This window comes from Microbacterium hominis, assembly GCF_013282805.1.
Lineage (GTDB): Bacteria > Actinomycetota > Actinomycetes > Actinomycetales > Microbacteriaceae > Microbacterium > Microbacterium hominis_B.
Genome location: NZ_CP054038.1, coordinates 1,400,940 through 1,414,506 on the forward strand (window position 1 = coordinate 1,400,940; position 13,567 = coordinate 1,414,506).

The following is a 13,567-nucleotide window of genomic DNA, read 5'->3' on the forward strand; positions in this document are numbered from 1 at the left end:
GAGGTTCAACGGCGCGTCGGCGCGGGGTGCGCAGCGGAACGTTCCGCGCCGGCGATCGATGTGAACGGCACGTTCACCGGCGGGTCCACGGCTCGAACCCGGGGGTGAGCGCCATGTGCGCTGGAAGTTAAGTGGCGCACGCGCAACCCGAGGCTCTCCGTGGTGCGAGGCCGTGTGAGCGGGAAGTTCAATGGTGATTTCGGGATGCCTCGAGAAGCCATCCTGACCGCGGCGATTCCCCTCCTGTCCAGACGGCGATCGACGAGGATCCCTCCCCAGCGGCATCCATCGATCAGCGGGCCAGGGGCGCGGCCATACGGTGGCGGGCATGGACTCCGATCCCTTCGGGATGCACCCGTTCGCGGCGATGGCCGATCCCGTGCGCCGGCGCATCGTCGACCTTCTCGCCAGCGGTGAGCACACCGCGGGGGAGGTCGCCGAGGCGATCGGGTTCGAGTTCCGCATCAGTCGCACGGCCGTGTCCAAGCACCTTCGCCTCCTCCGCGACGCAGGGATCATCACTGTCCGCGCCGACCTCCAGTGGCGCTGGTACCGCCTCGCCGACGAGGGCGTCGACCTCCTCGAAGCCGAGGTCTCCCTTCTGCGAGAGAAGGTGCGCCGCCAGGTCGGCTGGAACCCCGGCACGCGCCGTGACAACGATCCGCTCGCGCATCCGCCGATCGGGTACCGCGGTCCCTGGCCGCCGCCGCCCCCTCCCCGCAGGAAAGGGCCCGGACGGCGGCCACGACCGGGCAGACGCGGGCGTCAGACCGAGCCGCCGATCGCCGCCGACCCCGAGCGCGGATGGTTCCGGCCCACGTGGGTCGACGACCCGCCTAACCTGGAGGGATGACCACCCCCATGCTCACGCTCAACGACGGCCTCACCATCCCCCAGGTCGGCTACGGCGTCTTCAAGGTTCCCGCCGACGACACCGAGCGCGCCGTCTCGGAAGCTCTCGAGGTCGGCTATCGGCACATCGACACGGCAGCGATCTACGGCAACGAGGAGGGCGTCGGCGCCGCGATCGCGGCGAGCGGCCTCCCGCGTGACGAGCTCTACATCACCACGAAGCTCTGGAACGACCGCCACGACGGCGAGGAGCCCCACGCGGCCGTCGCCGAGAGCCTCGACAAGCTCGGTCTCGACCACGTCGACCTCTACCTGGTGCACTGGCCGACGCCCGCTCGGGACAACTACGTGCACGCCTGGCAGAAGCTCATCGAGATCCGCGACGCCGGCTTCGCACGCAGCATCGGCGTGTCGAACTTCCTCGTGCCGCACCTCGAGCGCGTCGTCGCCGAGACCGGTGTGGTCCCCGCCGTCGACCAGATCGAGGTGCATCCGGCCTACCAGCAGCGCGAGGTCGCCGCCTGGGCGGCCGCGCACGACGTGAAGATCGAGGCGTGGGGTCCGCTCGGACAGGGCAAGTACGACCTGTTCGGGGCCGCTCCGGTCGCCCGAGCCGCCGCCGCGCACGACCGGACCCCCGCGCAGGTCGTGCTGCGCTGGCACCTGCAGAAGGGGAACATCGTCTTCCCCAAGTCGGTGCGCCGTGAGCGGCTCGAGGAGAACCTCGCCCTCTTCGACTTCATCCTCAGCGACGCCGAGATCGCTGCGATCGACGCCATGGATCCGGGCGACGGCTCGGGCCGCGTGAGCGCCCACCCCGACGAGGTGAACTGACACGACGGAGCACAACGCCGGGCTCGTCGCATCGGCGAGCCCGTACCTGCGGGCCCACGCCGCCAACCCGGTGGCGTGGCACCCGTGGGGTGCGGCTGCGTTCGCCGAAGCGGCACGCCGCGACGTTCCGGTGATGGTCTCGATCGGCTATTCGACCTGCCACTGGTGTCACGTGATGGCCCGCGAATCGTTCTCGGACCCGTCGATCGCCGCGATCCTCGACGACGGGTTCGTCGCCGTCAAGGTCGATCGCGAGGAGCATCCCGAGGTCGACGCCGCCTACATGGCGGCCGCCGCCGCCTTCAGCCCCAGCCTCGGCTGGCCGCTCACCGTCTTCACCACCCCCGACGGGCGCCCCTTCTACGCGGGAACGTACTTCCCGCCCGAACCGCGCAGCGGCCTCCCCGCCTTCGCGCAGGTGCTCGCCGCGGTCGCCGACGCGTGGACGCAGCGGCGTGCGCAGGTCGACGGCACCGGGGCCGCGATCGTCTCCGCCCTCGCGGAGGTGCGCAGCGAGGCCGCCCGCGCGGACGGCGAGGGCGCCCTCCCCGGAGAGGCGGATATCGCCGCGGCATCCACTGCCCTCGCCCGGCTCGAAGACACCGAGTACGGCGGGTTCGGCGCGGGCGACCCGGCCGCGCCGAAGTTCCCCGTCGCGACCGCGCTGCGGTTCCTGCAGGATCCCCTCGTGCGGCGCGCGGCGCCCGAGACCGCCGCCGTCGCCGAGCGCGCCCTCGCCGCCATGGCGCGCTCGCCGCTGCGCGACCCGGTCGACGGCGGGTTCTTCCGCTACGCCACGCGCCGCGACTGGACGGTGCCCCACTACGAACGGATGCTCACCGACAACGCTCAACTGCTCGAGGTTGCACTCGATGCGGGCTCCGACGAGGTCGCGCGCGGCGTCGCGGGGTTCCTGATCGACGTGCTGCAGCAGCCCTCGGGCGGGTTCGGCGCCGCGCAGGACTCCGAATCGTGGATCGACGGCACCCGCAGCGAGGGAGGCTACTACGTGCGCGACGCGGCGGCGCGCGCCGCCCTCGCGGCTCCCGCCGTCGATGGCAAGATCGTCACCGGCTGGAACGGTCTCGCGATCGGCGCGCTGGCCCGCGCGGGCGCGCGGTGCGGCGAGCCCGGGTGGGTCTCGGCCGCGCGATGGGCCGCCGACGCGGTGATCGCGCAGCATCGCACCGACGACGGGGGAGTGCGCCGCGCCTCACTGGACGAGATCGCCTCACGCGCCCCCGGCACGCTCGCCGATCATGGACAGCTCGCCACCGGCCTGCTCGCGCTCGCCGCCGCGACCGGCGAGGCCGACTACGCCCTGGTGGCTCGGGAACTCGTCGATGCGTGCATCACGGACGACGGCACGCTCAGCGCGCCCGGCGGCAACGACGAGGTGCTCGCTGCGCAGGGGCTGCTCGCCCCTGATGCTGCCAGCGACGCCGACGAGCCGTCGGGCGAGGCATCCCTCGCGGAGGCGGCGCGAGGACTGTGGATGCTGGGCGCGGGCGATCGGTATCGGGTCGTCTCCACGCGCATCGTCGGCCGACGTGCGGCGGCGGCCCTTCGCGCGCCGATGTCGCACGGCACGCTTCTGCGGGTCGCCGCAGGATGGGTGCGCACGCCCCGCCAGCTCGTGGTGGTCCGGACGGACGACGCCGCCCCCTCATCGCTGGAGCAAAGCGCGCGGCTGGCGGCGACCGACGTCACCGTCGTGGTCACCGATGCTCAGGCGGCGGCCTGGACGGCGCAGGGTTTCGAGCTGTGCGCGGCGAAGTCGACGCAGGAGGGCCTCACGACGGCGTACGACTGTCGGGACTTCGTCTGCCGGCTCCCGGTGACGGATCCGGCAGCGCTAGGGACGTGAGACGGTGACTCAGCCGGCGAGATCCTCGGCGACGTCGTCGGCGATCACGGCCTCCGGCTGCACGCCGAAGACCATCTCCAGCGCCGCCTCGTACTCGGCCAGGCGTCCGGCGGCCGCATACTCGCGCGCCCGCACCGACGGGGTGTGCGAGATCACGCCCGCCAGGTGGCGCAGGGCGGCGGCGGTCGCGTCGGCGCCGGCGGCGTCGGGGCGCACGCGGGACAGCTCCGAATCCAGCGCCTCCTGGATGTGACGCCGCACAGCCACGATCGCGGGGGCGGCGTCGCGCTCGGCGGTGAAGGTCGCCGCGTGCGAGCCGACCAGTTCGTGGGCACCGGCGCCGAGCTCGGGGAGCGCGGCGTGGCGGCCGAGCAGCTCCAGGTCGAGCAGATCGACACCGGCGACCTCGGCGACGTCGGCCTCGACGTTGCGGGGCAGGCCCAGATCGATGATGAGGCGCTGACGGTTCGCCGGCACGTCGGCGGCCGACACCGTGTAGCGGGCCGTGCAGGTGAGGACGATCTCGGCATCGCCGATCGCCGTGCGGAGGTCGGTGGCGGCACGGATGCCGTAACGCGCGGCGAAGCGCTCGGCGCGGCCCGAGGCCGAGTACACCGTGATGTCGGCGGCCCCGCGGGCGCGCAGGGCGGTGATCGTGGTCGCGGCGTACTGACCGGTGCCGACCAGGAGCACCGGCACGTCTGCCCAGTCGGTGACGCGCGAGTCGGCGAGGTCGAGGGCGAGGCGCGCGAGCGAGCGTCCGGCGGCGCCGAGGTCGGCGCGGGCGCGGACGGCACGGGTGGAGTGCGCCGCGCGCTGGAACACCTGCTCGAGGTGGGTGCTCGTGGTCTGACGCAGCCGGGCGGCGCTGAGCGCGCGCTGCACCTGCCCGGTGATCTCCTCTTCGCCCACGACCATCGACTCCAGGCCCGAGCTCACCGAGAACAGGTGACGCACGACCGCGTCGCCGGAGAGGGTCGTCGCGGAGGCGCGCAACGACGCGACATCGTCGCCGGCGACCGACTCGAGCGCCTCGAGCACGGCCTCCTGTGCGAGCGCGGCGCCGCCGGTGAGCGGCTCGTCGATGTCGAGGTACGCCTCGAAGCGGTTGCAGGTGGCGAGAACGATCGCGCCCCGCACGAACTCGTGCCCGGTGACCAGGTCCTGTGCCGTCGACTCGGAGATCCGCGAGATGCGGTCGAGCACGTCGAACTCCGTATTGCGGTGGTTCGCCGTCAGACAGAAGAGCACCCCGGGATTGTACCGGCCGCTTCTGAGAAGCGCACGGGGACCGGCCGCGTACGCTTGACGGGTGTCCACAGACGTGATCGCCCTGCCCGAAGGCCACCCGCTCGCCGACGGACGCACCGCGTCGTCGCCTCTGGTGCGCGCGGCGCGCGGCGACCGCCCCGAGACGCTCCCCGTGTGGTTCATGCGCCAGGCGGGCCGGTCGCTGCCCGAGTACCGCGCGTCGCGCGCCGGCGTGGAGATGCTCGACGCCTGCCTCGACCCCGCGCTCGCGGCCGAGATCACCCTGCAGCCGGTGCGGCGTCACGGGGTGGATGCCGCGGTCTTCTTCAGCGACATCGTCATCCCGGTGCTGCTGGCGGGGGTGGGGGTGCGCATCGTCCCCGGCCGCGGCCCCGTGCTCGACGAGCCGGTGCGCACGCCCGCTGACGTGATGGCGCTGCGACCCATCGACCCGGAGGCGCTCGCACCGATCTCGGAGGCGGTCGCGATCGTCGCCCGCGAACTCGGCGACAAGCCGGTCATCGGCTTCGGCGGCGCCCCGTACACACTGGCGAGCTATCTGGTCGAGGGCGGTCCGTCGAAGGACCAGCTGCGCACGCGTGCCCTCATGCGCACCGACCCGCACACGTGGTCGCAGCTGCTGAACTGGTGCGCCGATGTGACCGGCGCCTTCCTGCAGGCCCAGGTGCGGGCCGGCGCGAGCGTGGTGCAGCTGTTCGACTCGTGGGCCGGATCCCTCTCGCGCGACGACTACATCCGCCGCGTCGCACCGCACTCGCAGCGCGCGTTCTCGTGGCTGCGCGGACTCGAGGTGCCCCGCATCCACTTCGGTCTCGGCATGGGGGAGATGCTCGACGCGCTGCCGAAGATCGGCGCTGACGTGATCGGCATCGACTGGCGCCTGCCGCTCGATGAGGCCAACCGTCGCCTGGGCGGCACGATGCCGCTGCAGGGGAACATCGACGCGGCGTTCCTCACCGCGCCCTGGCCGCTCGTCGAGCGGCACGTCCGCGACGTCGTCGAACGCGGCTCGGAGGCGCCCGCCCACATCGTGAACCTCGGCCACGGCGTGCCGCCGGAGACCGACCCCGATGTGCTCAGCCGCATCGTGGACCTCGTGCATGACCTCTGAGTTCCTCATCGTCGGCGCGGGCGTGGGCGGTCTCGTCCTCGCCCGGCGCCTGGCCCTCGCCGGCCGCACGGTCACGCTGCTCGAGGCGGCCGACCGGGTCGGCGGCCAGGTGGCGCCGCTGCCGATCGCGGGCATCGAACTGGATGCCGCGGCGGAGTCGTTCGCCACGCGCGGCCAAGCGCTCGCCGACCTGCTCGACGAACTCGGTCTCGCCGCAGACGTGGTGACGCCGGCGCCCACGCCGGCGTGGCTGCACCGCGCCGACGGAACGGCCGTGCCGCTGCCGGCGACGGGCGTGCTCGGCATCCCCGGCGATCCGCTCGCCGCCGATGTCGTGCGCGCGATCGGCCGCCCGGCGGCGTGGCGGGCGCGGCTGGACGCCGTGCTTCCCGCCGGGGTGGGGCAGGATGCCGCCTCCCTCGGGGCCCTCGTGCGCGCCCGCATGGGCCGGCGCGTGCTGGAGGGGCTGGTGGCCCCGGTGGTGCGCGGCGTGCACTCGCGCGAGCCCGACGCCATGCCCGTCGAGGTCGCGTCGCCGCAGCTTCGCGCGCAGCTGGCCGCGCACGGGTCGCTGGCCGCCGCGGTGCGCGCGCTGCGCGCCGCAGCCCCCGCCGGCTCGCAGGTGGCCGGCCTGCGCGGCGGCATGCACCGCATCCCGGCGGCGCTGGCGGCGGACTGCCGCCGCCTCGGGGTCGACCTGCGGGTGGGGACGCCGGCCGCAGAACTCGCTCCCGACGGCGTGAGCGTTCCAGGCACGCGGTTGGCCGGCACCGTGGTGCGGGCGTGCGGTGACCCCGACGGCGCCGGCGACGCCGCACCGCAGGGCCGCACCATCACCCTCGCCACCCTCGTCGTCGACGCCTCCGCCGCGCTCGACGCGGCGCCCCGGGGGACCGGACTGCTCGTCGCCGCCGACGCCCCCGACGTGCGAGCCCGCGCTCTCACGCACCTCACCGCGAAGTGGTCGTGGGTGGCGGAGGCCCTGCCGGGCCATCACGTGATCCGGCTCTCGTACGACGGCGACGCAACCGACGCGGGCCCCGCCGACGCCCTCATCGCCCAGGCCGCACACGATGCCGGGGTGCTCCTGGGCACGCCGGTGCGCGTCGCGGAGAGCGCCGTGCGCGTCTGGCGCCGCGGTGCCCGCGCGGCCGAGGGCGAGATGCCCGCGGTGGGCGAGACGGCCGCCGGCACGGGCCTTGCCGCCGTGGTCGCGCAGGCCGAGCGCGTGGCCGCAGATCTTCTGTCGTCGACTGCCGATCATCGCGGCGACCACGACGCCGAGCACGAAAGTGATCGCCCCGCAGCCGCGGAGCAGGGAGGATGGAACGGTGACCGAGCAGACTGAGCAGACCGCGCCCGCATCGAGCGGGACCGCGCCCGCGGAGGCGACCGACTACTACACGCTCTGGGCGGTGCTGCGCCGGCATCCCCACACTCCCGCGGCGGCCGAGGACGGGCCGGCCCTGGCCGACGCGATCGCGGGCCTTGAGAGCCTGCGCGGCATCTACGACGTGTCGGGGCTGCGCGCCGACGCCGACATCATGCTCTGGCTCACCGGCCCTTCGGCGCAGCAGCTGCAGGCCGAACTGCGGATGCTCCGCCGCACACGGGAGCTGGCCGGGCTCCTCCCGACCTGGAACGCGCTGGGCGTGCACCGCGACGCGGAGTTCAGCCGCGACCACATGCCGGCGTTCGCCCGTGGCCTCGCTCCCAAGGACTGGGTCACGGTCTACCCGTTCGTCCGCAGCTACGAGTGGTACCTGCTGCCGGCCGCCGAGCGCGGGGAGATGCTGCGCGATCACGGTCTCAAGGGCCGTGAGTACCCGCAGGTGCTCAGCAACACGGTCGCCAGCTTCGCCCTCGGCGACTACGAGTGGCTGCTGGGGCTCGAGGCCGACGACCCCGTGGACCTCGTCGACCTCATGCGGCACCTGCGCGCCACCGAGGCCCGCCGTCACGTCCGCGAGGAGATCCCGTTCTTCACGGGCCGGCGCATCTCGGCCGACGAGGTGGCCGAGGTGATCGCGTGAGCGCAGCGCCCCTGCGCATCGGCACGCGCGGCAGCGCGCTGGCCACGGCACAGGCCGGCACCGTCGCCGAGGCCCTCGGCGGCGAACTCGTGATCATCCAGTCCGAGGGCGACCGCTCCACCGCCTCGCTCGCCTCGCTCGGCGGCGCCGGCGTGTTCGCCGCCGCCCTGCGCGAAGCGCTGCTCGCGGGGGAGGTCGACGCCGTCGTGCACTCGTACAAGGACCTCCCGACCGCGCCGATGCTCGGCCTCTCGATCGCCGCGGTGCCGCGCCGCGAAGACCCCCGCGACGCGCTGTGCGCGCGCGACGGGCTCACGCTCGACACCCTCCCCGAGGGCGCCACGGTCGGCACCGGGTCGCCGCGCCGTCGCGCCCAGCTCGCCCGCCGACGGCCCGATCTCGTGCTGGTCGACATCCGCGGCAACGTCGACACGCGCCTCGGTCGCCTGCGCACCGACGATCCCGAGCGCGCGCTCGACGCGGTCGTGCTCGCCGCCGCCGGACTCGCGCGGCTGGGCCTGCTCGACGCGGTGACCGAGTTCCTCGACATCGACGCGTGGCCGACCGCGCCCGCCCAGGGGGCCCTGGCGGTGGAGACGCGCACCGGCGACGAGGCGCTCGCCCGCCGCATCGACCACCCGGCGACCAGGCGCGCCGCGGAGGCCGAGCGCGGCGTGCTCGCCCGGCTCGAGGCCGGCTGCGCCGCGCCCATCGGCGCGCGATCCTTCGAGGAGGACGGCATCCTCTTCCTGACCGCCAGCGTGTACAGCCCCGACGGCTCCGGGCACCTGACCAGTTCCCACGCCGCGGCGATCGATGTGGATGCCGCCGCCGATGTCGCCGAGCGTGTGGCCGCCGAGCTGATCGCGGTCGGCGCCGCCGACCTCGCGCCGCTCGGCGCCGCCGCGGCCGAGGAGGACCGATGACCCAGACGCCCGCTTCCTTCCCGGCGATGCGCGCGCGCCGACTGCGCGCGACGCCCGCGTGGCGGCGCCTCGTGCGCGAGACGCACCTCGAGCCGTCGCGCCTGGTGCTCCCGCTGTTCGTCCGCGAGGGCGCCGAGCACCCGACGCCGATCGCCTCGATGCCCGGCGTCGTGCAGCACTCCCTCGACTCCCTGAAGGCCGAGCTCCACCGGGCGGCGACCGCGGGGATCGGCGGCGTGATGATCTTCGGCGTGCCCGAGCACAAGGACGCCGAGGGGTCCGGTGCGACCGATCCCGACGGCATCCTCAACGTCGCCACCCGTGTCGCGGTTGCCGAGGCCGGCAACGCCCTGGTGGTGCAGACCGATCTGTGCCTCGACGAGTTCACCGACCACGGCCACTGTGGCGTGCTCGACGCGCGCGGTCGCGTCGACAACGACGCGACCCTCGTGCGCTATCGCGACATGGCGCTCGCGCAGGCCGAGGCGGGGTCGCAGCTGCTCGGCCTGTCGGGGATGATGGACGGCCAGACCGCCGTCATCCGCGCGGCGCTCGATCAGGCCGGCCGCACCGATGTCGCACTGCTCGCGTACGCGGCCAAGTACGCGTCGGCCTTCTACGGGCCGTTCCGCGAGGCTGTGCAGTCCTCGCTCGAGGGCGACCGCCGCACGTACCAGCTCGACCCCGCCAACCGGCGCGAGGGCGCGCTCGAGGTGTCGCTCGATGTCGCCGAGGGCGCCGACATCGTCATGGTCAAGCCCGCGATGTCCTACCTCGACGTGCTCGCCGACGCCGCGGCATCCAGCCCCGTCCCGGTGTGGGCGTACCAGGTCAGCGGCGAGTACTCGATGATCGAGGCGGCCGCCGCCCACGGCTGGATCGACCGCGAGCGGGCGATCGACGAATCCCTCGTCGGCATCCTCCGCGCCGGTGCCGACGCCGTACTCACCTACTGGGCCGTCGAGGTCGCCGAGAGGATCACCCGCGCATGACCGCCACCACCGCCACCACCAACGACACCGCCGCGGCCCGCGCCCGCGCCGTCATCCCCGGCGGGGTCAACTCCCCGGTGCGCGCGTTCGGCTCGGTGGGCGGCACCCCGCTGTCGATCGTGGCCGCGCGCGGAGCGCATGTCACCGACGTGACCGGCCGCGAGTACGTCGACCTGGTCGCATCGTGGGGTCCGGCGCTCCTCGGTCACGCCCACCCCGAAGTCGTCCGGGCGGTGCAGGATGCCGCGGCCCGCGGTCTCTCGTTCGGCGCATCGACTCCCGCCGAGACGGAGCTCGCCGAGCTCGTGATCGACCGCCTCACCGTCGGCGACGTGCGCGGGATCGAGCGCCTGCGCCTGGTGTCCACCGGCACCGAAGCGACCATGACCGCGATCCGCATCGCGCGCGGCGCGACCGGCCGCGACGTGATCGTGAAGTTCGCCGGCCACTACCACGGCCACTCCGACGGGCTGCTGGCCGAGTCGGGGTCCGGCGTCGCGACCCTGGGGCTCCCCGGATCGGCCGGCGTCCCCGCCGACATCGCGGCGCTCACCCTCGTGCTGCCCTACAACGACCGCGACGCCGTGGAGGCGGCCTTCGCCGCCCACCCGGGCCGCATCGCCGCCATCATCACCGAGGCCGCCGGTGCGAACGCGGGGGTGCTCGCGCCGGAGCCGGGGTTCAATCGCTTCCTCACCGAGACGGCGCACGCGCACGGCGCGCTGCTGATCCTCGACGAGGTGCTCACCGGCTTCCGCGTGGGACCGGCCGGCCGCTGGGGCCTCGAGCAGGCAACGGCCGACGGCGGATGGACGCCCGACCTGATCACGTTCGGCAAGGTGATCGGCGGCGGCATGCCGCTGGCCGGCATCGGCGGCAGGGCCGCGCACATGGAGCTGCTCGCCCCGCTCGGCCCGGTCTACCAGGCCGGCACGCTGAGCGGGAACCCCCTGGCGGTCGCCGCGGGCATCGCCACGCTGAGACGGGCCGACGCCGCCGTGTACGAGCGGGTGGATGCCGCCGCCGCGGCCGTCTCGGCGGGCCTGCACGACGCGCTGACCGCCGAGGGCGTGGTGCATGAGATCTCCCGTGCCGGCAGCCTCTTCTCGGTGGCCTTCCGCGACGGCGCCGTTCGGAACTACGACGACGCCCGTGCGCAGGAGTCGTGGCGCTACGCCCCGTTCTTCCACGCGATGCTCGACGCGGGAGTGTCCCTTCCGCCCAGCGTGTTCGAGGCCTGGTTCCTCACCGCCGCGCACGACGATGCGGTCGTCGGCCGGGTGCTCGACGCGCTCCCCGCCGCAGCCCGGGCCGCGGCATCCGCCCCCGCTCCCGCCTGAGCGCGGGCAGGCGCCGATCCGCTCACGCCCAGCCGGTCAGCCAGATGTGCGCGTGCCAGAAGACGTACGGCACCCGGATCGCGGTGACCACCGGGTACCAGAACGCCGACAGCGCGATCGCGACGCCGAGGAAGACCCACACCAGGCGCTGACCGGTCAGCCGCCGGTACGGGTCGGCGTGGCGTGGGCCGGCGATGTCGCGCAGCGCCGTCGCGAGCGCCAGCAGCAGGAACGGCAGCACGAGCACCGTGTAGAACTGGAAGACCGTGCGCTCCGGGAACAGCAGCCACGGCGCATACGTCGATGCGATCCCCGTGATCACGACCGCGTCCCGCCAGTCGCGACGTACCCAGAACCGGTAGAGCAGGTACACCGCCGCCGCCACACCTGCGTACCAGAGCAGCGGATTGGGCATCGTAGCGATCGCCTGCGAGCAGCCCTTCTCGAACGCGCAGCCGGCCTCGCCGAGCGCGTCGTGGTGGAAGTAGATCGTCGTGGGCCGCAACAGCAGCGGCCATTGCCAGGCAGGGCTCGCGAACGCGTGCGGCGAGACGATGCCCGACGCCGAGTTGTACATGTGGACGTGGTAGCTCCACAGGCTCTGCAGCGACAGCGGCACCCACGCCCAGAGCCCGGTCGCCGGGTCGTCGTCGGCGGAATGCCGGTCGTACCCTCCGTCGGTCACGAGCCAGCCGGTCCACGACGTGAGGTACACCAGCAGGGCGACCGGCACCAGCAGCAGGAACGACACCGCCCCCTGGCGAAGGGCATCGGTCGGCCACAGCAGCACGCCGGCGCGGCGGCGTGCGAGGGCGTCGGTGACGACGAGGTACACGCCCACGCCGGCGAGCACCCACACGCCCGACCATTTGACAGCCGACGCCGCTCCGAGCGCCGCTCCCGCGGCGATGACCCAGGGGCGGTTCCACAGCAGCGGACCCCAGTACGGGCCGCCCTCATCGCTCCATCGGGCCGCCACGGTCATCGCGATGCGCTCCATCGTGCGCTCCCGATCGAGCACCAGGAACAGGAACGCGAGGATCACGAAGAACATCAGCGTCGAATCCAGCAGCGCCACCCGGCTCATCGAGATCGCCAGGCCGTCGACGGCCATCAGGAGCCCGGCGAGGACGGCGAACGTGGTCGAGCGCGTCATGCGCCGCGCCAGGAGCATCAGCACCAGCACCGCCGCGGTGCCGAGCAGCGCCGTCGTGAAGCGCCAGCCGAACCCGTTGTCGGGACCGAAGAGCAGCATCCCCAGGGCGATGATCCACTTTCCCAGGGGCGGATGCACGACGAAGGCGGGGGAGGAGGTGAACGCGTCGACGTCGCCGGAGAGGAAGCGCTCGTTCGCGTCCTGGGGCCACGCCCCCTCGTAGCCGAGGTTCGCGAGCGACCACGCGTCCTTCACGTAGTAGGTCTCGTCGAACTGGTTCATCAGGTCGTGCGGGTGGGCGAGGTTCCAGAACCGCAGGATGCCGGCGAGCACGACCACCAGCGCCGGTGCGAGCCACGCGTACAGGCGCGCGGCGCGGGGATCGTCGTGCAGGCGCGCGGTGAACCGGTCGTAGAGCGAGGGGCGGATCGCCGGGAGCAGCGGTGCAGGACCCGTCGCCGGGGCGGTCGCCTCGGGCGCCGGGGCGGTCGCCTCGGGCTCGTCCGCCGACTCGTCCGCGGACGGCGCGGCGGGCGCCGGCGGCGGCCCGGGCGTGGGCGCGATCGGCTCGGTGGGTGACGGATCCGGCACGCGATCCAGCCTACGTCGCCGTGCCCGGCCGCCCCGGCGCGCGCGGAGTGCCTAGTATTCCCTCGTGCAGGACGAACAGATGAGCGGGTACTGGTACGGCGACGATGCCGATTCGCGGCGCCGACGCGCGGTGTCGCTGCTGCAGTCGTTCCGCCTCTACCGTGCCGCCGAGGTCGCGATGCGACGCCGCACGCGCGACGCCATGGCGATGGGGGAGAACGATCTGCTCGTGCTGCGGTATCTGCTGAAGGCGCAGCGCGAGCAGCGCCCGGTGACGCCGGCCGCGCTCGCGCGGTACCTCGGGGTCTCGACGGCGTCGATGACGGCGATCGTGGACCGGCTCGAGCGCTCCCACCACGTCAGCCGCCGGCCGCACCCCACCGATCGTCGGAGCATCGTGGTGGTGCCGACGACGGAGACCGACGAGGAGGTGCGGGCGACGCTCGGCGGGATGCACGAGCGCATGCTCGCCGCGGTCGTCGACATGACGCCCGAGGAGACCCGGATCGTCATGGACTGCCTGCAGCGACTGCAGGCGGCCGTCGACGAGGTGCACGCCGACGTCTCGGGAGGGGCCGACGCGTAGGCTGGCG

At 73.7% G+C, this 13,567-nt stretch carries 12 protein-coding genes; 10 read left to right on the forward strand and 2 right to left on the reverse strand.

Annotated elements, in window-relative coordinates; genetic code table 11:
- Nucleotides 1-328: 328 nt before the first annotated feature.
- The 3 genes from HQM25_RS06095 to HQM25_RS06105 all read left to right on the forward strand — a co-directional run bounded on the left by HQM25_RS06095 (nt 329) and on the right by HQM25_RS06105 (nt 3,553).
- Nucleotides 329-853 (forward strand): ArsR/SmtB family transcription factor, encoded by a 525-nt coding sequence (locus tag HQM25_RS06095; protein WP_217275201.1) that lies wholly within the window; start codon nt 329-331, stop codon nt 851-853.
- Nucleotides 850-1,686, forward strand: a complete 837-nt coding sequence (locus HQM25_RS06100) for an aldo/keto reductase (RefSeq protein WP_172989434.1) — start codon at nt 850-852, stop codon at nt 1,684-1,686. Before HQM25_RS06095 ends, HQM25_RS06100 begins: the two co-directional genes overlap by 4 nt.
- A 70-nt stretch (nt 1,687-1,756) precedes the next feature.
- Nucleotides 1,757-3,553 (forward strand): DUF255 domain-containing protein, encoded by a 1,797-nt coding sequence (locus HQM25_RS06105; protein WP_254359571.1) that lies wholly within the window; start codon nt 1,757-1,759, stop codon nt 3,551-3,553.
- A gap of 9 nt (nt 3,554-3,562) precedes the next feature.
- Here the strand turns inward: HQM25_RS06105 and HQM25_RS06110 are convergent, their stop codons facing one another.
- Nucleotides 3,563-4,804 carry a glutamyl-tRNA reductase gene (locus tag HQM25_RS06110; protein WP_172989435.1) on the reverse strand — a complete coding sequence of 414 codons (1,242 nt, stop codon included), beginning with the start codon at nt 4,802-4,804 and terminating at the stop codon, nt 3,563-3,565.
- A gap of 61 nt (nt 4,805-4,865) precedes the next feature.
- Between HQM25_RS06110 and hemE the strand changes: the two genes are divergently transcribed.
- Genes hemE through hemL form a run of 6 tightly spaced genes read left to right on the forward strand, consistent with a single transcriptional unit; the run spans nt 4,866 to nt 11,227 of the window.
- Nucleotides 4,866-5,936 (forward strand): uroporphyrinogen decarboxylase, encoded by a 1,071-nt coding sequence (gene hemE / locus HQM25_RS06115; protein ID WP_254359572.1) that lies wholly within the window; start codon nt 4,866-4,868, stop codon nt 5,934-5,936.
- Nucleotides 5,926-7,284 carry a protoporphyrinogen/coproporphyrinogen oxidase gene (locus tag HQM25_RS06120; protein WP_172989436.1) on the forward strand — a complete coding sequence of 453 codons (1,359 nt, stop codon included), beginning with the start codon at nt 5,926-5,928 and terminating at the stop codon, nt 7,282-7,284. Before hemE ends, HQM25_RS06120 begins: the two co-directional genes overlap by 11 nt.
- Nucleotides 7,268-7,969, forward strand: coding sequence for a hydrogen peroxide-dependent heme synthase (gene hemQ, locus HQM25_RS06125; RefSeq protein WP_172989437.1), 702 nt, complete (start codon nt 7,268-7,270; stop codon nt 7,967-7,969). Before HQM25_RS06120 ends, hemQ begins: the two co-directional genes overlap by 17 nt.
- Nucleotides 7,966-8,895, forward strand: a complete 930-nt coding sequence (gene hemC / locus HQM25_RS06130) for a hydroxymethylbilane synthase (RefSeq protein ID WP_172989438.1) — start codon at nt 7,966-7,968, stop codon at nt 8,893-8,895. The genes hemQ and hemC overlap by 4 nt, the downstream gene beginning before the upstream one ends.
- Entirely contained in the window at nt 8,892-9,887 is a 996-nt protein-coding gene (gene hemB / locus HQM25_RS06135) for a porphobilinogen synthase (RefSeq protein ID WP_438803625.1), read from the forward strand. The genes hemC and hemB overlap by 4 nt, the downstream gene beginning before the upstream one ends.
- Entirely contained in the window at nt 9,884-11,227 is a 1,344-nt protein-coding gene (gene hemL / locus HQM25_RS06140; RefSeq protein WP_172989439.1) for a glutamate-1-semialdehyde 2,1-aminomutase, read from the forward strand. Before hemB ends, hemL begins: the two co-directional genes overlap by 4 nt.
- Nucleotides 11,228-11,249: 22 nt before the next feature.
- On the opposite strand, the gene HQM25_RS06145 is transcribed toward hemL, so the two are convergent.
- Complete coding sequence (locus tag HQM25_RS06145; protein ID WP_254359573.1) at nt 11,250-12,974, reverse strand: dolichyl-phosphate-mannose--protein mannosyltransferase; 1,725 nt, start codon at nt 12,972-12,974, stop codon at nt 11,250-11,252.
- Between the two features lie 64 nt (nt 12,975-13,038).
- On the opposite strand from HQM25_RS06145, the gene HQM25_RS06150 reads away from it, so the two are divergent.
- Nucleotides 13,039-13,560, forward strand: a complete 522-nt coding sequence (locus HQM25_RS06150; protein ID WP_254359574.1) for a MarR family winged helix-turn-helix transcriptional regulator — start codon at nt 13,039-13,041, stop codon at nt 13,558-13,560.
- Nucleotides 13,561-13,567: the final 7 nt, after the last annotated feature.